This window comes from Treponema sp. C6A8, from assembly GCF_000619925.1.
Lineage (GTDB): Bacteria > Spirochaetota > Spirochaetia > Treponematales > Treponemataceae > Treponema_D.
Genome location: NZ_JHVB01000008.1, coordinates 116,823 through 143,150, shown reverse-complemented (window position 1 = coordinate 143,150; position 26,328 = coordinate 116,823). Strand labels below are relative to the sequence as shown.

At 41.3% G+C, this 26,328-nt stretch carries 29 protein-coding genes and 1 tRNA gene; 18 read left to right on the top strand and 12 right to left on the bottom strand.

Features of this window, described 5'->3' with window-relative positions; translation table 11 throughout:
* Positions 1-51: 51 nt before the first annotated feature.
* From T530_RS0108415 to T530_RS0108360, 11 genes are all read left to right on the top strand, one after another.
* Positions 52-348: a hypothetical protein gene (locus T530_RS0108415; protein ID WP_027728628.1), complete on the top strand. Its 297-nt coding sequence runs from the start codon at positions 52-54 to the stop codon at positions 346-348.
* 22 nt (positions 349-370) lie between these two features.
* Complete coding sequence (locus T530_RS0108410) at positions 371-577, top strand: hypothetical protein (protein WP_027728627.1); 207 nt, start codon at positions 371-373, stop codon at positions 575-577.
* A gap of 20 nt (positions 578-597) precedes the next feature.
* On the top strand, positions 598-1,263 hold the full coding sequence (locus T530_RS0108405; protein ID WP_027728626.1) for a hypothetical protein: 666 nt from the start codon (positions 598-600) through the stop codon (positions 1,261-1,263).
* Positions 1,260-1,436, top strand: coding sequence for a hypothetical protein (locus T530_RS15120; protein ID WP_156011596.1), 177 nt, complete (start codon positions 1,260-1,262; stop codon positions 1,434-1,436). The genes T530_RS0108405 and T530_RS15120 overlap by 4 nt, the downstream gene beginning before the upstream one ends.
* Positions 1,437-1,440: 4 nt before the next feature.
* Complete coding sequence (locus T530_RS0108395; protein ID WP_027728625.1) at positions 1,441-1,653, top strand: SlyX family protein; 213 nt, start codon at positions 1,441-1,443, stop codon at positions 1,651-1,653.
* A gap of 98 nt (positions 1,654-1,751) precedes the next feature.
* A complete protein-coding gene (locus tag T530_RS0108385; protein WP_027728624.1) occupies positions 1,752-3,014 on the top strand; it encodes an RHS repeat-associated core domain-containing protein in 1,263 nt (420 codons plus the stop codon).
* A gap of 62 nt (positions 3,015-3,076) precedes the next feature.
* The gene (locus T530_RS15115; protein ID WP_156011594.1) at positions 3,077-3,250 is read left to right on the top strand and encodes a hypothetical protein; all 174 of its coding nucleotides are present in this window, start codon (positions 3,077-3,079) and stop codon (positions 3,248-3,250) included.
* An 82-nt stretch (positions 3,251-3,332) separates the two neighbouring features.
* The gene (locus T530_RS0108375; protein ID WP_156011592.1) at positions 3,333-3,860 is read left to right on the top strand and encodes a hypothetical protein; all 528 of its coding nucleotides are present in this window, start codon (positions 3,333-3,335) and stop codon (positions 3,858-3,860) included.
* A gap of 34 nt (positions 3,861-3,894) precedes the next feature.
* A complete protein-coding gene (locus T530_RS0108370) occupies positions 3,895-4,107 on the top strand; it encodes a SlyX family protein (RefSeq protein WP_027728622.1) in 213 nt (70 codons plus the stop codon).
* Positions 4,108-4,286: 179 nt separating this feature from the next.
* Positions 4,287-4,799: a cysteine hydrolase family protein gene (locus T530_RS0108365; protein WP_027728621.1), complete on the top strand. Its 513-nt coding sequence runs from the start codon at positions 4,287-4,289 to the stop codon at positions 4,797-4,799.
* Complete coding sequence (locus tag T530_RS0108360) at positions 4,799-5,359, top strand: M48 family metallopeptidase (RefSeq protein ID WP_038074169.1); 561 nt, start codon at positions 4,799-4,801, stop codon at positions 5,357-5,359. The genes T530_RS0108365 and T530_RS0108360 overlap by 1 nt, the downstream gene beginning before the upstream one ends.
* A gap of 495 nt (positions 5,360-5,854) precedes the next feature.
* Here T530_RS0108360 and T530_RS0108355 read toward each other — a convergent pair whose 3' ends face one another.
* Together T530_RS0108355 and T530_RS0108350 are read right to left on the bottom strand one after the other, a co-directional pair.
* Positions 5,855-7,018 (bottom strand): InlB B-repeat-containing protein, encoded by a 1,164-nt coding sequence (locus T530_RS0108355; protein ID WP_027728619.1) that lies wholly within the window; start codon positions 7,016-7,018, stop codon positions 5,855-5,857.
* Positions 7,019-7,021: 3 nt separating this feature from the next.
* Positions 7,022-8,386 (bottom strand): OmpA family protein, encoded by a 1,365-nt coding sequence (locus T530_RS0108350; protein WP_081773704.1) that lies wholly within the window; start codon positions 8,384-8,386, stop codon positions 7,022-7,024.
* A gap of 105 nt (positions 8,387-8,491) precedes the next feature.
* Here T530_RS0108350 and T530_RS0108345 point away from each other — a divergent pair, with 105 nt between their 5' ends.
* Positions 8,492-9,658 carry a GDSL-type esterase/lipase family protein gene (locus T530_RS0108345; protein ID WP_027728617.1) on the top strand — a complete coding sequence of 389 codons (1,167 nt, stop codon included), beginning with the start codon at positions 8,492-8,494 and terminating at the stop codon, positions 9,656-9,658.
* Positions 9,659-9,710: 52 nt separating this feature from the next.
* Here T530_RS0108345 and ilvB read toward each other — a convergent pair whose 3' ends face one another.
* Positions 9,711-11,456: a biosynthetic-type acetolactate synthase large subunit gene (gene ilvB, locus T530_RS0108340; RefSeq protein ID WP_027728616.1), complete on the bottom strand. Its 1,746-nt coding sequence runs from the start codon at positions 11,454-11,456 to the stop codon at positions 9,711-9,713.
* Between the two features lie 367 nt (positions 11,457-11,823).
* Between ilvB and T530_RS0108335 the strand changes: the two genes are divergently transcribed.
* Positions 11,824-12,726 (top strand): alpha/beta hydrolase, encoded by a 903-nt coding sequence (locus T530_RS0108335; RefSeq protein WP_027728615.1) that lies wholly within the window; start codon positions 11,824-11,826, stop codon positions 12,724-12,726.
* A 64-nt stretch (positions 12,727-12,790) separates the two neighbouring features.
* Here the strand turns inward: T530_RS0108335 and T530_RS0108330 are convergent, their stop codons facing one another.
* Positions 12,791-15,397, bottom strand: coding sequence for an AAA family ATPase (locus T530_RS0108330; protein ID WP_027728614.1), 2,607 nt, complete (start codon positions 15,395-15,397; stop codon positions 12,791-12,793).
* A gap of 96 nt (positions 15,398-15,493) precedes the next feature.
* On the opposite strand from T530_RS0108330, the gene T530_RS0108325 reads away from it, so the two are divergent.
* On the top strand, positions 15,494-16,138 hold the full coding sequence (locus T530_RS0108325; protein ID WP_027728613.1) for a hypothetical protein: 645 nt from the start codon (positions 15,494-15,496) through the stop codon (positions 16,136-16,138).
* 121 nt (positions 16,139-16,259) lie between these two features.
* Here T530_RS0108325 and T530_RS0108320 read toward each other — a convergent pair whose 3' ends face one another.
* Positions 16,260-17,564, bottom strand: a complete 1,305-nt coding sequence (locus T530_RS0108320) for a hypothetical protein (RefSeq protein ID WP_027728612.1) — start codon at positions 17,562-17,564, stop codon at positions 16,260-16,262.
* Between the two features lie 26 nt (positions 17,565-17,590).
* Positions 17,591-18,166, bottom strand: a complete 576-nt coding sequence (locus tag T530_RS0108315; protein WP_027728611.1) for a TP0733 family outer membrane beta-barrel protein — start codon at positions 18,164-18,166, stop codon at positions 17,591-17,593.
* Positions 18,167-18,277: 111 nt separating this feature from the next.
* On the opposite strand from T530_RS0108315, the gene folD reads away from it, so the two are divergent.
* The 3 genes from folD to T530_RS14795 all read left to right on the top strand — a co-directional run bounded on the left by folD (position 18,278) and on the right by T530_RS14795 (position 20,654).
* On the top strand, positions 18,278-19,156 hold the full coding sequence (gene folD / locus T530_RS0108305; protein ID WP_027728610.1) for a bifunctional methylenetetrahydrofolate dehydrogenase/methenyltetrahydrofolate cyclohydrolase FolD: 879 nt from the start codon (positions 18,278-18,280) through the stop codon (positions 19,154-19,156).
* Positions 19,157-19,275: 119 nt separating this feature from the next.
* Complete coding sequence (locus T530_RS0108300) at positions 19,276-19,938, top strand: HAD family phosphatase (RefSeq protein WP_027728609.1); 663 nt, start codon at positions 19,276-19,278, stop codon at positions 19,936-19,938.
* Positions 19,935-20,654: a phosphodiester glycosidase family protein gene (locus T530_RS14795; RefSeq protein ID WP_027728608.1), complete on the top strand. Its 720-nt coding sequence runs from the start codon at positions 19,935-19,937 to the stop codon at positions 20,652-20,654. The genes T530_RS0108300 and T530_RS14795 overlap by 4 nt, the downstream gene beginning before the upstream one ends.
* Here T530_RS14795 and T530_RS0108290 read toward each other — a convergent pair whose 3' ends face one another.
* From T530_RS0108290 to T530_RS0108265, 6 genes are all read right to left on the bottom strand, one after another.
* Positions 20,655-21,701: an SPOR domain-containing protein gene (locus tag T530_RS0108290; RefSeq protein ID WP_027728607.1), complete on the bottom strand. Its 1,047-nt coding sequence runs from the start codon at positions 21,699-21,701 to the stop codon at positions 20,655-20,657.
* 29 nt (positions 21,702-21,730) lie between these two features.
* Positions 21,731-22,138, bottom strand: coding sequence for a LapA family protein (locus T530_RS0108285; RefSeq protein WP_027728606.1), 408 nt, complete (start codon positions 22,136-22,138; stop codon positions 21,731-21,733).
* Positions 22,139-22,528: 390 nt separating this feature from the next.
* A tRNA-Cys gene (locus T530_RS0108280) sits at positions 22,529-22,600 on the bottom strand.
* Between the two features lie 82 nt (positions 22,601-22,682).
* The gene (locus T530_RS0108275; RefSeq protein ID WP_027728605.1) at positions 22,683-23,633 is read right to left on the bottom strand and encodes a hypothetical protein; all 951 of its coding nucleotides are present in this window, start codon (positions 23,631-23,633) and stop codon (positions 22,683-22,685) included.
* Positions 23,634-23,646: 13 nt separating this feature from the next.
* Positions 23,647-24,174: a hypothetical protein gene (locus T530_RS0108270; protein ID WP_027728604.1), complete on the bottom strand. Its 528-nt coding sequence runs from the start codon at positions 24,172-24,174 to the stop codon at positions 23,647-23,649.
* A gap of 3 nt (positions 24,175-24,177) precedes the next feature.
* On the bottom strand, positions 24,178-24,723 hold the full coding sequence (locus T530_RS0108265) for an NUDIX domain-containing protein (protein WP_027728603.1): 546 nt from the start codon (positions 24,721-24,723) through the stop codon (positions 24,178-24,180).
* Between the two features lie 124 nt (positions 24,724-24,847).
* On the opposite strand from T530_RS0108265, the gene T530_RS0108255 reads away from it, so the two are divergent.
* Complete coding sequence (locus T530_RS0108255; protein WP_038074164.1) at positions 24,848-26,197, top strand: aminopeptidase; 1,350 nt, start codon at positions 24,848-24,850, stop codon at positions 26,195-26,197.
* Positions 26,198-26,328: the final 131 nt, after the last annotated feature.

The window sequence follows — 26,328 nt, the reverse complement described above, 5'->3', positions numbered from 1 at the left end:
TGACACCCTTGACGTTTATAATGTCGTGTAGAAACTGCAGGAGGTATGATTATGTTAATACTAATTGCAATTATTCTATTTGTTTCTGCCATGAGTGATTTTGCAGCGGCGCATGACTGGGAAGCTTCGGAACATAACGCGGAATTAAGGCATCTTGAGCTTTTGGAAGAACAAAGACAGCTAGCCAGAAAGAGAAAGTCCCAAACTGTTACACGGCGCAGGTTTATTAAAGATAAACATGGAAACATTCTGGCTGAAGAGATTATCGTTGATGACGGCGATTATGAAGAAGACGAGGATTACGACGATGATGATTTTGTTTGTAATGCTGGAATGTTTTTGAAATAGGATTTTTATAAGAGGTGTTATTATGACTAATGATGAATTTAACTGTGCTACTGCTAATCCAATAGCAGTAGAGTTTCTTGAAAAGTTTGGAGGCCATTTCATTAAACTTCATGAGAATCTATTTGTTTATTCTTATGAAGAAAAATTCTATGAACTGCCAGATAATTTTATTGAAATATTAAAAGAATCTTTTAACAGCGGAAAGATCCAATTGAAAGAGTTGAAATAGTTTATCAGGAGTTTTTGATTATGAAAATTAAAACACAGATTTCGAACTTTTTATTTGTTTTTTTTGCCCTGATTGCATTAGTTCCCCTGTCAATAGTTCCGTTAAATGTTTTGTTTATTTTGGACTGTTTATTTGCTGTTGCAATTTTTGTTATTGGAATTTCTTCTGCGAAGAAGAAAATAATTCCGAGTTTCTTTGAAACTATGGTTATTGCCTTTTTTATTTTCTCAGTTTCAATGTATATAAATTCTTTGCGTAATGTATTACAGATGGAACCTGGTGTTACAGAGAACTCTTTTATTACACTACTGTGTATTCCGAAAAAAACTACGATAATTAAAACACTTGTTTGTAACTCAATTATTGTTCTTTGTGTTTTTATCTTTACATTACTTCAGCTTTATCATAAGAATATGAACAAAAATGAAACATTAATTGGTGTATACATTTTTATAAAAGGATTTGTAAAATTTATCTTTGTAGGATTTTTGGCGAGTGTTATTGGAACCTGTCTTATAGGTATGAAAAAACATAATTTTTCTGTACTTGAATCTTTAGATTTTTATTTTGATTATTTATGTACTCTTTTTATTATTTTTGATTTGTTAGGTTTTCTTGTATATTTACCAGTTTTCAGATTAAAACTAATAGATTTTGACTCAGAATTTGAAAAGGAAGAATCATGATTTTGCGTGTTGTTTTGGTTCGTGCAAAAGATGGGAAAAGAATAGAAAAGATTGATAATTTTTCGACACCTGAGAAGGTAAATAATTCTTTTAAGCTTTTTTATCCCGCACTTTATAAAGCTTATGCTATTTATGACGGTGATAAGCTGCTTTATAGTAAGGGGAAGATGTGAGAACATGGAAAAAGAAACTGATGAGCGCCTAACTGCAATTGAAATGAAGCTTGCTTACATGGAAGACTTTGTAAACCAGATTCAGAATGTCGCTGTTGAACAGGCTAAGACTATTGATAAACTGCAGAAAGAAGTCAAATTAATGTCTGATAGAATACGTGAAATGTCTAATAATTTTGAAGGAGAAATTCCGAACAGGAAGCCGCCACACTATTAGGGGCAATTCATGGAAATTATTCATTTGAAACTTCTCTTTCTGATGAAGGAATTGAAGGCGGGGGAAGTCAATTTTATGAATCATCTGCTGCCAGCAATTTGAATGATTATTCAGCTGCAAATGACAGTCGTGGCGGAACTGATTTTTCTTATGATAATGCTTCTGTAAGTCAGGCTCAGAACTTTAAGACAAGCGACAGTTACTCTGCTGTTCCCCATGCTGACGGACAGATTTCTTCTATAAATATAAATATTGCTGGTAAGCCTGCTTTATCTTTATATAATGATTCTTCGGCAGATGCCTTCTGCTATGATTTCAGGGGAAGTCTAAAATCTGTTTTTGGGGATAATTCTAACTGCAAGAGTGTAAATTGCTATGATACCTGGGGAAGTCCTTATAGCTCTGGAAATCAACTTTCTTTTTCAAATGCAGCAGGAATTATAAATACCGATATCCTCTTTTATAATTTAGCTCAGCGTGACTATGCGCCGGCATTAAAGACCTTTATCACTATGGATTCTGCCCGTGATGGACTGAACTGGTTTTCTTATTGTGCCTGTGATCCTGTGAATTATTACGATAAATCCGGGCAGGAAAAGCTTTCCTTTTCTGAAGAGGAAAATCTTAATTATGCGATTGCAATTATGGATACCCTGGCAAGATTTAACCGGGATGAATATCTGGAAGCCGGGGAAGATTACTTTATTCCCTCTACTTACAACTGTGCCGAAGTTTCTTTTGCAGTCGACCGCATTGGCGCAAAAATCGCCGGTATGGAAAATTATTCAGAACTTGCTACGGTATTTGATACTAAATTTTCCGAAGGTAATATTTCAGGCGCCGCAAATAGTGTATGGTCCGGAGATTTTTATGAAAACACAAGCGGTGCTGTCCGAAATACAAGCAGCGGTTACGATCGAGACTGCCTGAGAAATATGGAAGCCTATAAGGCCGCTAATGGTTCGTACGAGAATGAAGAAGCTCATGACTCTCTTGTTGCAATGAAAAATGATGCAATAAAAGCCCTGTCGAATCCCGATAACGTGAGCGTTGGAACTGTCCTTGCCTGGCAAAAATCCGAAAATCCATGTCCGGATAATGCCTCCAAGAACTGGAAGGGCCATACGATTACCGTAATTGCCCGCAGTTTTGATGCAAGTGGAAATATTACCGGTTTTGCCTATATCGAAGGTCACTATGGCGGTAATGCAACAAGAATCGGCTATATGAATGTAGGCGGCAGCAAAATCGCCGATTATGATGGCGGAATTACAACTATTGATTCAATCTACGGTAACTATGTTGGAACCTTTGAAATTGAATCCAGCAATGCAATAAAATCAGGTGGCTGTGCGAAATAGGAGGAAGTATATAAAGTCCAGAATTTAATTGTCTGCGGATATATTATAACAGGAGAAGAAAAATGGGCGAAAAAGATATTGCAGAAAAAACTCTTGAATCTTATAACGATGTTTTTGCAGATATTGTCAATGTTGTAATTTTTGGTGGAAAGCGTATTGTAAAAGAAAATGAACTAACAGATGCAATGCCGTCAAGTGATTACAAAGAAGATAATAGAAAGAAGTCAGTTGCTTGAAAAAGGAATTAAGCAATGTTATCCTATAATTACACTGGTTCTTTACTTTGACACCAGGCATAAATGGGATTGCAATACTTCTTTGAAAGAAGTAATTACAATTCCACCAGGTTTGGGAGATTTTATCAACGATTACAAAATCCATGTGGTTAATCTTGCATGGCTTGAAGCTGAAAAAGTTAAAATGTTCAAATCTGGTTTTAGAGAAGTTGTTGAATATCTTCAGGCAAAACGCAGAGAAGAACCTTTTAACGGCTCTAAACGGAAGGTTACTCATATACTTGAGATATTAAATCTATTAAGAATTCTTTCTGGTTCTGAAAAATTAAAACTCAATGAAGTCTGGCTAAAACAATTGAATTACGGAGGCAGCAAAATGGAAATGGATTTGGTTATGAAAAAACGCTTTCTTGATGCTGAAGGTCGCGGTATGGCAAAAGGCAGAATTGAAGGATATAGAGAAGGAAGATCAGAAGGCAAAAAAGAAGTAATTAACGATATTACAGCAATATTTTCAAAACTGTTTTCTATGGGGCGCGGAGCCGATGTCGAAAAAGCAACGAAAGACCGTGAGTATCTTAAAAAACTGATGGAAGAATATCAAAAGTAAATTTGGAATCAATCACACGGATTTATGAGACTGTATGGATAAAGAAACTGACGAGCGTTTTACTGCAATTGAAATGAAGCTTGCCTACATGGAAGATTTTGTAAAACAAATTCAGGATGTTGCAGTTGAACAAGCTAAGACAATTGATAAACTGCAAAAAGAAGTAAAATTAATGTCGGATAGAATCCGCGAAATGTCTAATAATTTTGAAGGAGAAATTCCGAACAGGAAGCCGCCTCACTATTAACTTTTTAAGTTGAAATGAGATAAAAAAGTAATATGTTGATAAACAAGTTTTTGCAATATGTTGCGAAAATATTGGCAATTTTCCTTGTTTATTGCCAATATTCTCAAAAATGAAGAATATGTATAACTCAGGTCCGACTTGTATTTTTATTAGCTCAGAAAAATGATACAATGGAAAACATGAAACTTTTAATCGTAATTGACATGCAGAATGATTTTATAGATGGGGCGCTGGGAACAAAAGAAGCTGTTGCTATTGTTCCTAATGTTGTAAAGAAGATTGAGAAGGCTAGGGCTGCCGGCGAGATGGTTGTTTTCACTCGTGATACACATCAGCAGAACTATCTTGAAACTCAGGAGGGAAGGAATCTTCCTGTAGTTCATTGTGTTGAAGGTTCTGATGGCTGGCAGATTTCAAGTGCGCTCAGCGTTGGTGATAGTCGTATTTTTGATAAGCCATCTTTTGGCTCTATGGCTCTTGCTGATTATGTGGCAACTCTTGATGGACTTGAGGAAATTGAGCTTGTAGGACTCTGCACAGGTATCTGCGTTATCAGTAATGCCTTTATTCTTAAAGCAAAATTACCAGAGGTAAAAATCACAGTTGATTCTTCATGCTGTGCCTGCGTAAGTCCTCAGAGTCATGAGACTGCACTTTCTGCCATGAAGTTGTGTCAGATTAATGTGAAATAATGCAGATTACATACATAATCAAAAAATCCCGAAGACGCTCAATTGCGATTAGTGTGCTGCCTGATAAGCGAGTTCTTGTAAAAGCTCCCTATGGAACTCCGGAAAGAATGGTTCAGGAGTTTTTGATTACTAAAAAAACTTGGATTACAAATCAGATTGAAAAGCAGACTAGGGAAGTACAAAATGCAGAATCACTGGGATTGCTGTCTGATGATGAAATCAAGCAAATCAAAAAGAAAGCCAGAAAGATTTTTCCTGAACGGGTAGAGTACTGGGCTAAAAAAATTGGAGTAACATACGGGCGGATTTCTATTCGTTTACAGACTTCAAGATGGGGAAGCTGCGCACAGAATGGAAATCTGAATTTCAATTGCTTGCTTGTAATCATGCCATCTGAGGTACTGGATAGTGTTGTGGTGCATGAACTTTGTCATAGAAAATATATGAATCATTCAAAAGATTTTTATGCAGAAATTGACAAAGTATTTCCTGAATATAAACGCTGTAAGCAATGGCTTAAGGAAAACGGCGGTATTTATATGAAAAGAGTTGTAAAATAATACTTGCAATATTTATTGGTTTTATTATATAGCTTAATTGGCAATGTTAGTTCTTGAAGTCATCAAGTCTCTCGAAAAGAAAATACCACAGCTAGTAGATAAAAAGAAAGCCTACACGAGTCTTACCACAATCCGCGTAGGCTTTTAATAAGCATCACGGAGGTTCAGCTGCGTTACCGCAGAGCCCTTCCTTTTATTTAAAATATCATAAAACAAGGAAATGTCAAACACGATTTATATGCCAATCTTTTTTAGCCACAGATGGGACACGGATACCGGGTGGATAATTTATTAACCACCCGGTAAACGCGTTTGTCAAGGCTTTAAGCGAAGCGTGCCTTGACGAATGCGTATAACTTAACCTACGCAAATTTTGTGTGCACTGTTTTTTTGACACAGATGAACACGGATGCACACAGATGGGACACGGATAAAAAAAATGCTCACTGAAAACACAATGAGCATTATCTAAATTATTTATAATTCTAATATGTATTAAGTATCAGGGGAATAATCAGGATCTTCGCCGGCATTATTATTTGTAATACGACTTTGAGATGATGAAGATAAAGATTTCGTTGTTCTTACACCACCACCAGCATTTGCATAATTTCCTTTTACCCAACAAGGCTCATACAAAACTAATGAACCTGTGTTATAGATACCTCCACCTTGTGATTGAGCAAAATTAGAACGATCTGTTGAAGAAGTAGCTGCACTATCCCTACCAATTAAACCTCCATTAACTGTCATCGTGTTAGCATTATATACACCACCACCTCTTCCTTTTGTTGTACCTAATGTATTAGCTTCATTATCTCTGATTGTTCCTTCATTCATTATCAGAGTACCTTCATTGTATACACCACCTCCATGAGTAGCCTCATTATCACAAATAACAGTACCTGTTCCTAATGTTACGTTTGCTCCAGAAGATATGTAAATTCCGCCACCTGCTTTATATGAATTTCCCTCTGTATCTAATTTTGAATTACCAGTTCCATGTGTAATTTTAAGATTCAAAATTTCAATAGGTTTATCTACAGAAACTGTCAATACACTACCGCCATCTGTAACTCCTTTCAAACTATTATCATTAGAGTCCTCACAACCTTGTATAATTAGTTTTCCTGCGAGTAAACCATTTAAAGTATAATTTTCCTCTATTTCTCCGTGTATATGTATTGTCCAAGTAAGATTATCATAATTGCTGTTATTTCGTGCGATTGTATTAATATGCTCAATAGCAGATGACAAACTTTCATATACATACGTTCCAGAATGACTTGTTTTTGAGACATAAATATTTGTTTCAATTTCAATCCAAACAGCATATAAAGTTAAATCGTAATATGATAATATTTTTTGACCATTCACATACTCATATGTGGAAGCTGTTTTTGAAGTTGACCATCCACAAAACTGCTTTCCAGCTGGATTTTTAGTAAAAGCATTTGATAATAATGTAACAGACTGTCCTTTCTGAAATGTTTGAGAATAAGAGGTTGTTACATTATCAGACATTTTTCCACCATTACCATCAAAAGTAATAGTTCCTATCAACGCCGTTTCATGGTCATCAAACAAATCCATGCAGGAAGTGAGCACGGTGGTGTAGAGAATTGATATTGTTGCAAAAATTAAAGCTAATTTCTTCATCGGCTACTCCTTTTCAGTAAGAATGAATTCTACGCGGCGGTTTTTCCAAGCTTCGTCTTTTTTGTTGGTGAGCATTTTTTCGGAACCACGGCCAATGGCTGTGAGTCTGTCGGCTTCTACACCACGGGAAATAAGCTCGTCTTTAACTGTTTCGGCGCGCTTTTGAGAGAGTGGCAAAAGTTCATTTAAATGTTCACGCTGGGTGCCGGTAACGTTATTTGCATGACCTTCAATTGTAATATTGTAGTTACTGTATTTATTAAGAATTCTTGCAACAGTATCATAGAGCTCTTTGTTACGCTCAATCTGCTCATCTGTGAGTCCTTCATACTTAGCAGAGTTTGGACCGAACTGAATAGAAGAAAGAGAGAATTTAAGAACACCGTCTTCTTCATGCAGCATAACGTCTGTTTCAACAATACCAGGAATATAACCGTCAGAACCATCACGGGCTTTTACGTACCATACGTACTGGTAAATACATCCGCCTTCAACAATATCGCCGTTAGCACCTGCACCCTTCCATGTATAGTTCTCAGGAAGTTTTCCCCGACCTTTTTCAGAATAGAAGACTTTCTGTCCTGGGTCATAAATGCGGAGTTCCCAGTTTGCAACACCTTCGTGCTGGTCGGCATCGCTGGAAACTGTAAAGATAACTTCATCAGCTTCTCCATCTCCATTAGGAGAGAAGAGTTTGATGTTTGTTGTGGCAAATACATTAAGAACACCACCGCGTTTTTCTGCTTCTTCACGCTGGCGTTTAGCATAGGTTGGAGAGAACAGTACTCGCATACCAAGTGAAATGCGGCCTGAATAAATCATCTCCTTTTTTTCCATGCGGAAGGTTTCGTAATAACCCACAACTGGAATAAATTCAAATGCCCTGTATTTTAAGAGATTTGGAAAATCTACAAGGAGTCCTGCTTCAATAACTGGAGAAACGCCTTTTGATTCTTCCTCAAGACCTATTAGTTTTTTACTCTGTGAACGGAAACCTTCGGCCTTATAAATATCAGCAAGAAAAGCTAGGTTTGGTCGGATGCAAAGCCAGTTCGGAAGGAACGGAATTATATCATTTCCAAAATCGTAACCGACTTCTACACCGATTTTATACTCATTCATCTTGTGAATTAAGTCACCTTCCTGATTTGAAAAAGCAAGGCTTCCCAAAAGAGCAAGGGAAAGATTATCAAGATAAACACCAGCCTCAAGCGATGCGCCGCCTCCTGCTCCAAATTGTTTTTCGGAGTCCGAATAAGCTGGAAGCGCAATATCTCCAAGAAGTCCGCCAAAATAGCGGATTTCAGCACTCAGAGGCAAAACAAAACTGCACATTAAAATAGAAAGTAAAACTCGTATCTTTCGCATATGCCTTCATTTTAAGCCCGAAACAAATATAACACAAGTTTTTTTTACCCCTTCATTTGCGTTCACTAACAATTATTACTATAATAATTGCAACTGGAGCAAGAAATGGCTGACTCACCTTTTACAAAATGGGTTGCGTGCTGGGGAAATGCAACTTCAATTACAGACAGAAAAGAAGCTGTATATGCAAAGGATTTGACCCTGCGTTATCCTGTTCGCGTAGTTTTTTCTGGATGCAAGCTTCGTTTTCATTTTTCAAATCTAACTGGAACTGAAGAAATAAAAATCACAAAGGCTTTTGCGGCTCTTACTGAGAATGATTACAAACCTGTTGCAATCACTCTGAATGGTGATGCGGAACTGCGTATTCCGGCTGGCAGGGAAATTACTTCTGATGAAATTGACTTTCCTGTAAATGCCGGCGAGCAGATAGAAGTTTCTATGTATCTTGCAGATTTTACTCAGATGAATGCAGGAACGCTTGTAACAGGACCTCTTTCAAAAGGCCTTTATGCCTACGGTGATTTTGCAGAGCAGAAGACTTTTCCGGATGATTTAAGCCGTTCCACAAACTGGTTTTACTTTTTGAATACTATTGATGTCCTTACAGAAGAAAAAAATCATGCTCTTGTCTGCTATGGAGATTCAATTACAGCCCAGTCCTGGCCAGATTATCTTGCTCAAAAAGCCTGGAATAAGGGATTTCATGACGTTGCCATTATCCGCCGTGCTGTGTGCGGTACCAGAATCTTGCGTCAGTATGACTGTATTACTTATGCAGCCTATGGACTTAAGGGCGAAACTCGCTTTCCTATTGAAATGAATGTCGCCGGGGCTTCGGCTGTCATAATTCAGCACGGAATTAACGATATTATCCACCCGGTTGGTGTGGAAGTAAATAAATTCCGTCCCTGGTCAGATATGCCGACTGCCCAGGATTTGGAAAAGGGCGTTGAAGAACTTTATATTGCCCATGCGCGTAAGCTGGGAGTAAAAGTCTGGTCCGGTACTCTTCTTCCAATTTTTGGCTGGCGAACCTACCAGCCTTTCCGAAATGATTTACGAAATGAATTCAACGACTGGCTGAGAACAAGTGATAAATTCGACGGCTGCGTAGATTTTGATAAAGCTGTAAGAAATCCACAAAAACCAGAAGCCTTTGCCGATGGCTTTGACAGTGGCGATCACCTGCACCCAAGCGAGGCCGCCTACAAGGCAATGGCAGAAGCCGTTCCCGAATGCTTATTGAAAAGCTGGGAAGGCTGGAAATAAAAAAAAACACCGCGAAGAAATTTCGCGGTGCCGTTATTATCAATAATCTATTTTAATCCCTGATACTATCAATATTCGCTTTTCCGCCCGGTACGAACGGTAATACGTCTTCTTCGTTGCCAACGCTTACTCTTACAAAACAAGGCTTATTGGCGCGGTTGGCGTCGAAGGCTTTTTTGTACCAGTCCGGGTCGCTGTCGGCATCGGCGGTTTCAATTCCAAATCCTTTGGCGATGGCGAGCAGGTCAGGCTGGTGGCCGAAGATTGATGCACTGTAGTTTTTGTCAAAAAGATATTTCTGCTGCTGGTAAACCATGCCCAAAGTTCCGTTCTGGAAAACGATTACAGTTACAGGAAGATTCTGTTCTGCAAGAGTTGCAAGTTCCTGAACGTTCATCATGATTGAGCCGTCGCCGCTGAAGCAGACTGTGCGCTTGTCCGGATTTGCAATTGCGGAACCGATTGCGGCCGGCAGACCAAAACCCATTGTTCCAAGGCTTCCAGAAGTAAGGAAGGTGCGGGGCTTTTCAACAGGGTAATACTGAGCGGCCCACATTTGGTGCTGGCCAACGTCGGTTGTAACGATGATGTCCTTTGCAGGAATTCCTGCCTTTTCTGCAAGGCCTGGAACCGAGCTTATAAACTCGCGTGGATTTGTAAGTTTTGCGTCGCTTGGGCGGCCGCAGGTAATAGAATCATTTTCCTTCTTTATATTACGGATTTTTTCAAGCCAAACGGCGCGGGCTTCGGCTTCCTGCCATGCGGCTCCGTATTTTTCCTGCTTTTCAGAGCTCAGCTGAACTAAAACCGGGAATACAGATTCAACATTGGCAACAACGGCAATATTTGCTTCAAGAATCTTATTTACTTCTGCCGCATCAACATCAATATGGATGATTTTTGCATCCGGGCAGAACTTCTTTACTACGCCTGTTGCACGGTCATCAAAACGAACTCCAGCCGCAATAACCAAATCAGAATCGTGCATTGCAACGTTAGCCGCATAGCTTCCGTGCATACCAACCATGCCAATCCAAAGCTCGCTGGACTCAGGAATACAGCCGATTCCCATAAGGCTTGAAACAACCGGCAGTCTGTAGCTTTTCAAGAAAGCAGCAAGGCCTTCTGCCGCAGCAGGACTGTTACAGCCGCCTCCGCAGTAGAGAACCGGGCGTCGTGCAGAAACAAGCGCGTCAGTAATCAAATCCATTTTTGCAGCATATTCATTTGCCGGTGTATGGAAGCGGATATCATGAAGCTTGATACTCTGAATGTCAGGCCACTTGTCAAACTCAATTTCCTGCAGCTGAATGTCGCGCGGAACGTCAATCAGAACCGGGCCCGGACGGCCGTTTACCGCAATTTCAAAAGCCTGAGGAATTACAGTCAAAAGCTCAGCGGCAGACTTTACCATAACCGAATGTTTTGTAATCGGAAGGGAAAGACCGAAAGTGTCTGCCTCCTGGAAAGCGTCAGTTCCCAGAAGATAGGTGTTTACCTGGCCTGTAATCGCAATAATAGGAATAGAATCGCAGCGGGCATCTGCAATTGCAGTCAGAAGGTTCATAGCGCCCGGGCCACTGGTTGCCATACAAACTGCAGGCTTACCTGTTGTACGTGCAATTCCCTGAGCAATAAATCCAGCTGCCTGCTCCTGGCGCACTAGGACGTGGTGGATATTACTTCTGTTAAGTTCATCATAAAGCGGAAGGATAGAACCTCCCGGAATACCTGCCACCGTGTCGATTCCGTACATTTCCAAAAGTTTTACGATAATCTGTGCGCCTGTCTGTTTCATACTTTTCGCTCCTAACAAAAAAGGCTTTCCTTTTACCGGAAAGCCTTTTCTTATATCAGTGTATATTTTTCTAATCACTATATAACAAATCTTCCGGTTTATCTGAAAACCTTAAGGACGAGGACTGTTACGACTGTGACTAGAAGTTTTGCGTTCATAATTAAGCGTATTTTTACATAAAATTCAAAAATAAGTCAATAGGGGCGCAGAAGGCGGCTACCCAGTCGCGTTCCGCCATTCCCTTACGGTCAGCCGCTTCACTCGGTCGCAGGCTCCCTCGCTCCAGTGGCCGCCTTCGGCGTGGCTCCATGCTCGGCGCAGTTGTTTTGAAATTGAATACTTTATATTCCTAAGTTACAATAAACTTATGACAAACTTAATCCACAAATATTTCATCAATAAAATACGGCGCGAATGGGCTTCTAACGATGCAAAACGCGATGCCGGGCTTACAATTTCAGATAAAGTAAACATATGCGATAACATTTCTTACGGACCGCATGGCAAGGATAACCTTCTTTGCGTTTACAGGCCTAAAAACGCGGAAGGCAAGCTTCCTGTAATCATAAATATTCACGGCGGCGGCTTTTTTTACGGCGATAAGGAACTTTACGGGCTTTATTCAGCTGATATGGCGGAGAGAGGCTTTGCGGTAGTCGTTTTTAATTACCGCCTCTGCCCGGAAAATTTATATCCGGCTCCGCTTGAAGACATCAATAACGTTACAAAATGGGTTCTGGCAAACTGCGGTGAGTTTAATTTTGACCGGGAGCGCATTTTTATTGTTGGAGACAGTGCGGGTGGTCAGCTTGCCCTGAACTATACGACCCTTCTTTCAAATCCGGATTATGCAAAGCTTTTTGCTGATGATTTTGAAGTGCCTTCTTTCATTCCTCGTGCTGTCTGCCTGAACAGTGCCCTTACAAATCTTGTAAAAGACGGAAAGGCAAGTGAAGGGGCAAAAGAGATTCTCACTGTTTATCTTGGTTCTGCTGGAAAAATCAAAAAGAATGCGGAACGACTGGATGTTCAGAAATATGTAACTTCAAAATTTCCGCCGGTTTTCGTAATGACAGCTCCAAATGATTTTCTCTTTAATGAAGCAAAGCCTCTTCACGAGCTTTTCCTTTCCCGCGGGGTAAAATCAGAATATCACGTTTATGGTGAAGCAGCTGACGACTGGGCAGTGCACGTTTTTCACTTAAATCTGCGACTTCCTGCCGGCCGCCAGTGCAACGACGACGAAGCAGAGTTTTTGAAGAAATATTAGGGACATTAATCCGTCGAGTTTTGCATTGCAAAACTCGAGGTTGCGGTTAGGAAAACTGATAATTTTAGGATTGATTTTCGACTGCAACCGAAATCCTTAAGAAGGTAATTTCACTTTTCCAGTTGAAGACTGTTTTTGAACATGCCGCCAGCAGAAGGTTTACAATCTTCTGCAAGTCTGAAGTGCCTACTGCATCGCACATTTTTGCTCCGTAGGCAGATTCTGTGTTGAACCACTTTTCAATGTCTTCCGGCGTAATACGGCGTTTTTCTATTACTTCCTGAGTGGCGGCTTTTACAGTAAGACCCCGTTTACGGAAGGTGTTTGCAATAAAGGTTCCGTCCCAGCTGAAAAGAGGATTATCAGTATTTCCAAAGAATTCTTCTTCGGCTTCTTCCATTTTATCAAGAATCGGGGCAAAGGAACCCAGAGTTTCCGGAGTTAAAATCTGCTGGGAAACTAATTTTCCTATATGCTGGCCTTTACATGGAATTTTCTGGGAAATTATTGTAGACCAGCCTTTTGCAAGAGGACTTTCCCATGCAAAAACTTCATCATCAGAAGTTACCATTGGGGTTTCGCTTTCGGAAAGTACATTCTGTAAAATATCAGCTTCAGCCTTTTGCGGTGTCAGAACTCCCTTAATTCCGTCTGCCAGCGCAATAATCGACGCTTCCGAGGCAAAGGGGTCAACAAAGAAGAGCCTGTCAAAAAGGGCACCCTTATACTGAAACTGCACCAGTACGTCGTAAAAATCCTTTTCAGTCATAAAGTCCTGAGACATAGTCTGTCCGCGAACCTTAAGAATAGGGCGGTCAAGAGTTCCCAGTGTGCGGCCATACTGTTCCAGAATCTGCTTTCCCTGTTCTGTTCGGCAGACTCCGCAGGTTACTCCCTCAGGAGTTTTTCTTGCAACTTCCCACAAAAGTAGTCCGTTATCTGCATTCCAGACCAGCGAGCGGTGATGGCGGGCAAGCTCCGCCATAGAAATCATGCTGTCGCGGATTCCAAGAAGGACTTCGGCCCGGTTCGAATCAAGACGCTGCTGCCAGAAGCGGTCGGCCCGGTTTAAGATGACATCTTTTGAAGCATCCTTTGGGCTGAAGGTAAGGTTTTCTGCCTTTTTGCTGTCGCCGCTTTTAAAATGCTCGTTAATCCACCACTGGCTGATTGGATTTTCTCCGAATTCTGATTTTGCACAGGATTTTGCAGTTGGTGAGCGAATTCCCTGCTCTGGCATAAGGTTGATGGAACCGGTTTCTTCCGGGGCGGTTGCAAGCTGGTCCACGTTTATATCATCCGGCGAGTTTGCCTTTTCAAGAATAGATGCAATCTGAAGCTCACGCAGGGAAAGTACGTCGTCGCGGATCTGGCCTTCGTAGCCCTGGGTGCTTGGTGTATAAAATACTCTTCCGACAAGGCTGTCTGGTAAATACTGCTGGGCAACCCAGTGGTCGCGGTAGGCGTGAGGGTAGAGGTAGCCGGAGCCGTGTCCAAAGCCTTCTGCATCCCGGGTGGAATCTTTAAGGTGATTTGGAACTTCAATGTCTTCTTTTTCAACTGCGGCCAGGGCGTCAAAAAAGGCCATGCTGGAGTTTGATTTTTTTGCAGTAGCTAAATAAAGGGCTGCGTGGGCAAGAAAGTAGCGGCCTTCTGGCATTCCCACCCGGTCAAAGGCCTGGGCGCAGGATTCAACAACAGAAATTGCCATAGGATCGGCAAGTCCAGTGTCTTCACAGGCAGAAATAAGCATACGGCGGAAAATAAAATGCGGGTCTTCTCCTGCGCGAACCATGCGGGCAAGCCAGTAAACAGCGGCATCAGGGTCGCGACCGCGTAAACTCTTTATAAAAGCAGAAATAATGTCGTAGTGGTAGTCGCCGTCGCGGTCGTAAAGTACAACCTTTTTCTGAATCGATTCTTCTGCGGCTTCTTTAGAAACGTAAATCTGAGTTCCGTAGGCAGGTACCGGCGGATTATCATAAGGCTTCCATACTTCCGGCGTAGTTTCTACGGCAAGCTCCAGGGCATTCAAAAGTGAGCGGGCATCTCCGTTTGCAGTTTCAATCAGATGCTCAAGAGCGCCGTCTTCAAACTCCACCTTCCAGTGCCCGTAGCCACGCTCTGTGTCGTTCAGCGCCTGCTGGGCTGCCTTACGCAAATCTTCCTTAGTCAGCGCTTTAAGCTGAAAAACGCGGGAACGGCTAACCAGGGCCTTATTTACTTCAAAAAAGGGATTTTCGGTCGTAGCGCCAATCAAAATGATTGTTCCGTTTTCTACCCAAGGGAGCAGGGCATCCTGCTGGCTTTTGTTCCAGCGATGAACTTCGTCAACAAAAAGAATTGTACGGCGGCTGTAGAGATTGTAAAAATCCTCGGCCTTTTTGATTGAATCGCGGATATCTGCAACGCCAGTAAGAACGGCATTGAGCGTGATAAAGTTTGATTTTGTGTGATTGGCGATTACGCGGGCAAGGGTGGTTTTTCCGCTGCCCGGCGGTCCGTAAAAAATGACAGATGTAAGCTGGTCTGCGGCAATGGCGCGGCGCAGCAAACGTCCCTTTCCAACTATGTGGTCCTGTCCTATGTATTCATCAAGGTTGCGGGGGCGCATTCGGGCTGCGAGCGGCTCTGTAGAACGTTTTGCCTGGGTAAATAAATCATCTGCCATAGACTGTTATTATATTTCATAACTGATTAAAAATCATCAAAAAAGAAATTATAGAAGGTCTTTTTTATAAGGCGGCATTTCAATATAATTCTTTCCATGAAAAAGATTGTATCAGTTATAGGCCTTTTGATTTTTACAGCAGCATCAGTTTTTGCTGAATTTGAAGTTGATCTTCGCGCATACGGAGAATTTTTGAATACAAAATATAATGGTCCGGCAAAATCTGAAGACATGCATTTTAATAATTTCGGGGCTGAAATTCAGGCCAATATCTGGATTGCCAATGCCTGTTTTATGGATATGGGCTTAAGTCTTGGAGCTGATTTAGGCGGCGGACTTTTTACTGATAACTGTAAAGATAAGTATCGTGAGTTTAATACTGCTGAAAATGAAAGTGCTGAAGTTTCTCAAACAGATCCGGCTGCATCTTTTGGTTTTTCTGTAGCGCCAGCCGTACAGTTTAATTTTTTGCAGAAGCATTCAATTTTTGTGGCACCTGGTTTCAGAATGGCATTTGCAAAACTTCGTAAGCAGGAAGAAAGCGCAACTGTTACATTAAGTATGCCTGAATTTTATGCTGAAGCCGGATATAAGTTCTGGATTTTAGAAAAGTTCGCAGTAAATGTGGGTTATAAGTTTGAACTTCCGCTGAGTATTCTGAACGGTGGAAACAAAATTGATTTAGATTCTGCCTTTGCCAATAAGATTTATCTTGGCGCCTGCTTCAAGTTAAATAAATAAGCGCGAGATAAATCCCGCGCCTTAAAGATTTTTCGATTTATCCATCCACTTATGCGAAAGCATAAGTGCAGGTTTGGTTAACTGCATCCGGAAGTTGGTGTGCAGATTTTTAACCAAACCGTTACTCTCGGTTCCAGTTACCTCGACTCTTGTAATAGCTCCACAAACCGATACTGCTGTAAGAAACAGCATTTGAAGAACCCGAACCACAGAAACCAATAGAAGCATAAAGAGCGCTGTCAGTTTCATTTTCAGCAGGGTCTTCATTCAAAAGACTATAAACAATATATCCGGAAGAAATCTGTGATGTAGCATTTGTAGAGAAAGTTGTAGTTCCTGTTGGAACACCGCCATTTAAGTAAGAATGTGTAATTCCTCCCGAAGTAGAAGTTGAATAAACAGTTGTATTACCCATACCGATTAAAATTGAATCTGCGCAAACTGCAAGAGCGCTGATATTGTGGCTTGCACCGATTGAACCGGAATATGTTGGCCAGTCGCCGGTTGAAGGCTTTTTTGAGTAGTACAAAGTTGAACCATTGCTGTAGTAAACAAAATCAGGTGTTGTTTTTGTTTTTGCAGAAGATTCATTTGTAACTACTGCTGGGGAACAGAAGAAATTTGTTTTATCATTAAAATATGCCGCAGAACAGATATTATTCTTATAGCCATCACTGTAGAGTGCAGCATCAAAAGCTATTGGGTATGTAGTTACTGGGTTAAGTCCAGAAGGAGTTACTTCGTATAAAACAGGAGTTGTAAGTTCACTGCTGCTGATATTCTTTGATTTTCCAGAATACCATGCGCCGTGTTTTCCGCTGCGAACATAAACATGTCGGTTTTCAGGTTTTATAGTATTTGTACTGAAAATACAGAAGGCAGAATAGTAATATCCTGAATCCTTATTCTTATAAACCTTAAAAATCTGCTTGGCAGTTTCTGAAGTTGATTCATTGATACATGTCCAGCTTCCAGCTGTATCGAATGAAGAAAGTTCTGCAGTCCAGAGTTTTACAGTTTTAGGAGCAACAGTACCTTCATCATTATCATCAAAATAAACACATGTTAAAAGATAAATATTAGTTGAATCTGTCAAAACCTGAATAATCTGCTCACCGTTATGGCTGCTTCCGTAATAATCATAAGAATGCAGGCTGAAAGGAAGGTGTGAATATGTTGACCATTTTCCATGTGTTCTGTTTTCACTATTAATAAGTTTATAGCGCAATCCACCGTCAGCATTACAAAGAAGATATTGTGAACTTCCTATTGTATATCTTGAAATCTGCTGAATAGTTCCTGAAACTGTTGCGTCTTCAGATTCAACGTCCTGTAAAATTTCATAGAAAACAGCGTCGTAGCAGGCAGTAAAAAACAGTGAAGAAAGAATTGTCAGAAGGCCAAAAAGTTTTATATTTTTTTTCATAGTGTTTTCCTAAATATTTTTTTTGATTAGAAGTGGTATCGGGCCGCAAGAGATGCTGTTTCAAACCAGCCGTGAGTATAATCTCCGCGTGATTTTTCTACAGACCACATAACATAAGTATTCAAACCAAAAGACCAGGCTTCTGTAATACGGTAGAAAGCGCCAACTTCACCTTTAATAGTAAAGGCAGGGAAGTAGGTTGCGTTTGCCCATGTATGGTCAGCAATACCCATAGTAAGGAATACAGGGAATTCAAACTTATTGATTGTAGGCTGGAACATAACGCCAAAGGTAATTGGAACCATGAAAAGAGCCTTGTTACCAATTGAGAACTGGCTTGAAACAGAAATTTCACCACCCAAAGCCATCCAGCTTGTTAAAAATCTGTAGTAACCGATTGTAGCCTGGAAACCAGGATAAAGCTTTCCCTGAAAGTTCAAAGGAAAGATACCACCAAGTTCAATTTTCAGAAACTGATCTCCTGGACCGTTCTGTAAGTATTCGTAGTCGTCTTCGTAGATATCTGGGCCGTCGTCTTCCTGTGCAAAAACAGAGCCCGCAAAAATTGAAAGAAGTAAAAGCAGAGTAACAATGCGTTTCATAGATTTTCCTTATTTTATATGGATATTTTATTTCAAAAATTTTATTATGCTACATCATATAGATTTTAACGATATTTATCAATTAAACACTGGTATGGAGAAAAAGTTACTATGAGTGCTGTAATTATTGACGGAAAACAGGTTGCTGCTGATGTTCGCGCTGATGTTGCAAAAAAAGTTAGCCAGCTTAAGGAAAAGGGAATTGCCCCTTGCCTTGCTGTAATTCTTGTTGGAGAAAATCCAGCCAGTGTAAGTTATGTTACCGGTAAGCAGAAGGCCCTAGCCGAAGTTGGCATGGTTGACCGCAGCGTTCATCTGCCGGAATCAACTTCTGAGGCTGACCTTCTCAAACTGATTGACGAACTGAATAATGATGACAGCGTTCACGGCATTCTTGTTCAGCTTCCTCTTCCAAAGCACATTAATGAAGATAAAGTAATTATGGCAATCAAGCCGGAAAAAGACGTTGATGGCTTCCATCCGGTAAACGTAGGAAATATGCTGATTGGCCGCCCGGGCTTTTTGCCTTGTACCCCTCACGGAGTAATTGTGCTTCTTCGTAAGGCTGGAATTGAAACAAGCGGAAAGCACGCTGTTGTAATTGGCCGCTCAAACATTGTAGGAAAGCCTGTTGCAGCGCTGCTTGCACGAAAGGATGTTAACTGCACTGTTACAATGTGCCACACCGGAACTAAAAACATGGCAGAAATTACCCGCCAGGCAGATATTATCGTTGTTGCAAGCGGCCGCCCTCACACTCTTACCGCTGATATGGTAAAAGAGGGAGCTGTAGTAATCGACGTTGGCGTAAACCGCATCCCGGACAGCAGCAAAAAATCAGGCTTCCGTCTTGTAGGCGACTGTGATTTTGATGACCTTAAAGAAAAAACAAGCTTCATCACTCCGGTTCCAGGCGGAGTTGGACCAATGACAATCGCCATGTTGATGGCTAACACTCTTGAGAGTGCCATGAAGGAAAACTTACAATAATAAGGAGCTGGCGGGACGCAGGCGGAAATTAGGGGGGAACCCGTGAGGGGGCAAAACGCGACGGTAGCTAGCGTTTTGCCTGATTTACGCCGTCGCTGGGACCCGCCAGATTTTTATATATGGTAAAAGCTGTAATTTTTGATTTAGACGGCACCCTCATAGATACGGAAAAATACTTCCGTATCTGCTGGCCGCGCGCTTTCCAACATTTCGGCTATAGTCTTAGCGACGAGCAGGCTTTGTCTCTCCGTTCTTTGGGCCGTCCATATGCTCCTCAATACATGAAGGAACTCAGCGGTGACCCGAACTTTGATTACAAGGCAGTCCGCTCTTACCGCGAAAAACTCATGGAAGAAATGATTGCTGAGCGTGGTCTGCAGCTTCGTCCCGGCGCAAAAGAGATTCTGCATTTCCTTAAGGAAAATAAAATCCTTCGCGCCATTGCAACCGCTTCTCCAATTGAACGTTCCATGCGCTATCTTGAAAAGCTTGACATTGCAAATGAGTTTGACAACTTGATTTCTGCAACAATGGTTGAACACGGAAAGCCTGCCCCGGATATTTACCAGTATGCCTGCCAAAAGCTTGCCTTGCCGCCGGAAGACTGCCTTGCCGTAGAAGATTCCCCTAACGGAGTTTTGAGTGCCAGCCGTGCTGACTGCAAGGTTTGCATGGTGCCTGACCAGGATCAGCCGGATGAAGAACTTTCTTCCCTTTTATTTGCAAAAGTTCCTTCCCTTAATGAAATCGCTCAGGTTATTACAAAAGAAAATAATTTATGATGAAGATGATAAAGGCTGGCAAAGCACTGCGGGCGCTTTTCTTTATATTTCTAATTCTCTTAATTTCGTCCTGCCGCACAACTCAGCTCCACTTCTCCAAAAATCCACAAACTTCAGCGTCATATATAATAGAAAAAATCGACCTTACATCTGCAGATTTGCAGATTATGACAAATGGGCCTGACTTTAAGCTTGTAAGTCCCCGGACTTTTGCAAAGCAGAGCGGGGCGGAACTTGTAATTAATACTCTGCCTTTTAAAAAAAATGGAAAGCCTGTCGGGATTTTGATTGATGACGGGAAGCTTTATTCTCCTGTTGTAAAAAAATATGCCGCCCTTGCATTTTATAAGGAAGAAAGCGGCTTTCGCGCAGAGATTTTTGACAGCCAGGAAGAAATAGATTTGAGTGAAGGAAAACTTCCTTATATTGCCGTCGGCGGCTTCTGGACAATTCTCCGTGATGGTAAAAAAATCGACTTTATAGACCATAAAGATTACCGCATAGCCGTGGGACTTTGTGACAGCGGAAAAACTCTTTTAGTAATGTGCGCAAAAAAAATGTCTTATGGTGACTGCGCAGAAGTTTTTCAGGAATTAGGTGTGGAAACTGCCATGCAGTTTGACGGCGGCCACTCGGCTCAGATGGTTGTGAGCGGAAAGAATGTGCTACCGGGGTTGAAAAGAAGAGTGCCGGTGGTGCTGGGTTTTAAAAACTAGCTACTCTACCACGTAGCACTCGTAGCCGTTGTTTCTCAGTTTGTCTGCAACCGAGCCGTCCGGGTCATTTACCAGAACTAAATAATATGTAGTGCCGCTGGCGCGAGTTTCAGAAGTAACATAAGAATTAAAGCCTTTTTTATTCACTTCGGCAGAAAGGGCGTCTGCATTGCTCTGGGTGCGGAAAAGGCCCAGCTGGAGTTTAGAAGCCGAAGCTGATGAAGAGGAGCCGGCATTTTTAGGAGTCTCTTTTACAGAATCCGGCACAGCAAGAGAAATTGCTCCGTTGCCGTCTGCATTCTGCTCGTCTTTTGGAAGTTCTGCTACAGCGTAGCTTCCGGTGCCCTGCTCGGCAATTCCCTTTTTAGGAACAAAGAACCAGAAAGGGGTAGGAAGGAGCTGAACGTCTCCGTTTACAACTGCCGCCTCCATAGATTTAGGATAGCGGCCGGTAATTTCAACTGAATAAGATTTATCGCCGGTGAGGTACCAGAGAGTCAAAAGAACTGCCGGCTGAACATAGCTCATGCTTTCCATATTGCGGTAAGCCTGCAAAAGAAGTATAGGCTCCTGCAAGTCTTCTGCAGTCTGGGCGCGGCAAAGCTTGCTCCACTGTGAATACAATTTGATGTATGCCTGAACGCGGGGATTTTTAGAATTGCGAACCGCAGAACTAAGGTAAGAATCGGCAGTGTCTGCATCGCCGCCGCTAAGGGCGCAGCGAACTGCATCCAAGACAAGCTGTTCGTTTGATTTTTTAGGCATGTCTTCGGCATCCAGGGCTGCAATTGAAGCTGCCGAAGCGTAAGAAATCTGTGCGTCACCGTAGAGCGAAAGCTGTTCCTGAAGGGATGCCATAAAAATGTAAACGGCGCGTTTTTCGCTCGGCTCAGTAATTTTTGTAACCTGATTTTTAAGGTAATGAATTGCCTGATCAACATCCTGTTTTCGGGCAGCTTCGGCAGTAACGTTTTTTGCCTTAAGCTCAGCTCCGAACAGATTTAAAACTGCAAGAAAAACAGCAGCAGATGCAAGAAGTTTTTTCATATTTTCCCCTCAAAAATCCTGTCAGTCGCTTATTTTGACATGTTCTGTAAATCGGCAGCAGACATTTCCAGAGTTTTGTTTGCGTCCTCAGGTTTTGCCTTTTTAGATTTAGAAGCCTTTGCCTCTTTTGCTGCAATTTTTGCTTCTTTTTTATCGTTCTTTTCCTGAAGTCTGCGCTCTTTTTCTTCTGCTTTCTGAACTCTTGATTTTGCGGCCTGAACTTCCTTTTCTTCATCCGATTTTCTCAGACGGTAAAAAAGCACGCATAAAAGGGAAAGTACTATTCCCGAAGCGAAGGCAATGAAAACAAGAATTGTTACAGGTAAATCTGTGTAGGTTTTGAAAAACCAGAAAGTACACACATTTGAAATATTATGTCCAATAAAAACCGCCAGAAAAACAACCAGCGCGAGAATTAAAATCAAGCTAACTACCATATTATTATTGTATGTAATAGCGCAAAACTTGTAAAGGCAAAAAGAAAGCCGGCAACGTAAAGTTACCGGCTTGATATATATAATCACCACGGGGCTTTGCCTCTGCGTGGTGGAAGAGACGATTTTTATGGCGTGCCCCTTCGGGTCGCTACTATCGCTCACGCGGGGTTAAACTTGTATTTTTTTTACAAGGTAAAAACTCTGTTAACAATTGTAAGTATTTACCAAAATAAAAATATATTCTATCAATTGTAAATGAAAATCTACTCGTCCAAAATTTTATCAATAGAGAAAGAAATAAAATATTTTTTGAACAAAAATATTTTATTTCTCGCTATTTTATCAGAGCAAAAAAGGACAGTCCACTGGACTGTCCTTTTTTGGCTTCTCAGGTGTGGATTGGAGTCGAACCAACCAATGACGGTTTTGCAGACCGATCCCTTACCGCTTGGGTACCACACCAAAACTGTGTTGTTACTATATCAATTTTTGATTTCCTTGTCTAGAGCGAATAGGGGATTTATTTAAAATTTGTGGGAGAAAATTAATCTTCCAGGGCGGAAAAATCGATGTAATCTTCTATCTTTTTGCCGGTAGAAAGGGTAAAGGCGGCATTTGCGGGGTAAAGGAACTTTTCTAAGTTTGATTTTTCTATATCAGAATCGCAAGACTTAATAAGACTGTCAAGTTTTAGCAAAAAGGAAATAATCACTTCTGCAGGTAATAATTGCAATAATCGTAAAAGGAATTCCTGCTGTTCTTCAAGAGAGGATGATTTCATCAGAGGATAATTGATAATCTCATTAAAAAAGCCTTCTTCCATGATTTCAGAAACTGGTGAGTCCGGAAGTTCTTTTTGGGCAATGAGTTTATAAACTTCATCTGTATTTCCCGATTTTGGATTGTAAAGCCAGTCGATAACCTGAGAAACTCTTTCTTTATTCTTTTTTATTTCTTCTATTACAGCACAGATACTGTTTTTTTCATCTTCATCAGAAATTACTGAGCCGCTTTTATAATTGCCGGTAAGGAAGAGTTCAAGCCAGAATACATTTTCCCACTCGCGGCTGCCATCTTCTGAAGGCTTGTCGCTAAAATAAACGATTCTGAGTTTAGGCTTGTAGAAATAAATCACACAAAACTGAAGTAACTCGTCATTATCAAAATAGATTTCTGTCAGATTTCTTTCTTTTCTGTGTATTATCTGTCCGACTTTATAATCGTAATTTGTAAGATACCAGAATTTTTTCTGAGTGTTTGTGACAATAAGTTGTCTGTCTGGAACTATAATCTCAATAATAAAAGTAGCAATCGTATAAATAATAAAAGGCGCGGCCGCAATTAAGGCATGAACTCTTCTTGCATTCAAACTTTCTGTATGTTCTGCGTCATAGCACAAATAAGTAATCATTCCGATTACATAAATGACAAGAGGAATGATCAATAGTTTTTGCTTTTTGGTAAATTCAGGAGCCTTGCTGTTATTATTAATCATTGTTTTTTCGTTCTTATTCCGGCTTGAGCTCAGGGCGTTCGGTAAAAATTACTTCCAGTACTTTCTGACAAACTTCGGCAGAAGGAAAAATCAGATTTACAGTTCCGCGTGATTTTGTTTCTGCAACGAGCAGGTTTGCAGGGTAGTTTTTCTGCTCTTCTGGTGGCAGCTGAAGAACCGGGAAAACGCTGATGTCATCATAAAGAACGATTTCTGTGTCTAAAAGAACGGCGTTCTGCCAGGCACCGCAGAGAGTTGCGACAGAAAAGAGGCGGGCAACAAACTCAACGCCAAGAATTGCAGTTCCGCAGAAGGCAATATCAACAAAAACAGAAAAATAGCGGGTCTTGATTACAAAAACGAGGGCAACGCACAAAAGGATGATTGCGGCGCCCTTAAAAAATGTCCGCTTTTTTGTAGGAATTGCAAAAATGCGGCGGCCGGCTCGCAGCATAAGGGCCCGGCGGCGTAGGGGAATTGTGAGCAGCAGAATAAACATTGCGCAGTAAGATGCAAGCAGTATGATTGAAATAATATCCATAATTTAGCCTCTCTTAAAAAAGTCTTTGAGCGCGTTGCGGGTAGAAATAAATGCCAGCGGAAGCGCGTCTATGTCGGTGGCAGAAGTGATTTTTTGAATTACTACTTCTTCAACTTCGGTTTCCTGGCGGTTGAGACGCTTTGCTAAGTCCGCAAGCTTCTGACAGCCCGAAAGCTTTGCCGTAAAAAACATATCGCAGGTTTTGTAAGTGATATTTTTATATTCATAAGTATTCGGATACGAGCCAAGATAGCGGATGTCGGTAACCTGGGCGCCAATTTCCTCGCGGCATTCACGGGCAACAGCCTCTTCGGCACTTTCGTCTGCATCAATAAAGCCGCCGGGCTGGGTAAGAAGGCCTTTTTTTGGTTCTTTGGCACGCTTCTCAAAAAGAAAGTTCTTGTCATCGTCAAAAATCAGAACCCCCACGGAAGCCGCAACATTGCAGTAAAGGTCAAAGCCGCAGTCAGGGCAGAACCATTTGCGGTCATTTTTATTCTGTATATTTTTGCTTCCGCACATGGGGCAGAGATTGAAGTCGTTATGCATAAGGATAGTATAGCGGATTTACTTAAAATATTGAAATATGAAATTTTTATTGCTCATTCAGATAATTTTTTCTATATTAATAATACATACTGGCAAATAATTACCTGAATATATAGAGGACAAAATGAACGAAAAACTGATTGAAGATTACAAAAAATTTCTTGATAACGGAAAAACTGAGCGCGAATGTGTTCAAGAGATAATTAAACTGGCTCAGGCAAAGGGTTACAAAGATATTTCAGAATTTGACTCGCTTAAAAAGGGTGATAAGGTTTATATCACAAAAATGAACAAGGCTGTGGCGCTTTTTGAAATTGGAAGCGGCAGCATTGAAAATGGAATGAATATTCTTGGCGCCCACATCGACTCACCTCGTCTGGATGCCAAACAGAATCCTCTTTACGAAAAAGACAACATCACATATTTGAACACCCACTACTACGGCGGAATTAAAAAATACCAGTGGACAACTCTTCCTCTTGCAATTCACGGTCTTGTCTGCAAAAAAGACGGTTCTCTTGTAAATGTTGTAATCGGCGAGGATGAGGCTGATCCTGTTTTCTGTATTTCTGATATTCTTCCTCACCTTGCCCAGGAACAGGTTCAGAAGAAGGCTTCTGAGTTTATTACCGGCGAAGACCTGGACCTGATTATGGGTTCTTCTGTGCCGGTAAAAAAAGATGCCAGCAAGGATGAAAAAAAAGATGCTAAAGAAAAGAGCAAAAAACTTGTTCTTGAACTTTTGAAAAATAAATACGGCATTGAAGAATCTGATTTTAATTCTGCAGAACTTGAGATTGTTCCTGCCGGAAAAGCCCGTGACCTTGGTCTTGACCGCTCTATGGTTCTTGGCTACGGACAGGATGACCGTTCATGCGCCTTTACTTCTCTTGCAGCTCTTTTGGACAGCACAGCCGGGGAACGCACAAACTGCTGCCTCTGTGTAGATAAGGAAGAAATCGGCAGTGTTGGCGCAACTGGTATGGCAAGCAATCTTTTTGAAAATATGGTTTCAGAAATTGTTGCCCGCACAGAAAAATCTTACAGTGAACTGACTTTGCGACGCTGTCTTGCAAATTCAAATATGCTTTCCAGCGATGTAAATGCCGCCTACGATCCTATGAACGCCGGCCTTTATGATAAGGAAAACGCAAGCGTTTTGGGCGGCGGAATTGCCTTCCAGAAATTTACTGGCAGCCGGGGAAAATCAGGTGCCAGCGACGCAAATCCGGAATTCATCGCAAAAATCCGTGCTGCAATGGATGCTGTAAATGTAAGCTACCAGATGGCTGAACTTGGAAAAGTAGACCAGGGCGGCGGCGGAACAATTGCCTACCACGCTGCAAAATACGGAATGAATGTTCTTGATGCCGGTGTAGCCGTTTTAAGCATGCACGCCCCATGGGAAATCACCCACAAGGAAGACCTTTGCCAGATTTACGAAGGCTATAAGGCTTTCTTGCAGCTGAGGTAGATTGAAAAATAACTAGGAAATACTTGTAAAAAAATGGAAACCCCCGCTGCAAAAAAAATGCGTAGCGGGGGTTCATGATTTGCGAAGCTTTTTTCGCGATGCGGGACACACAACGCGTAAGAGAGCCTTCA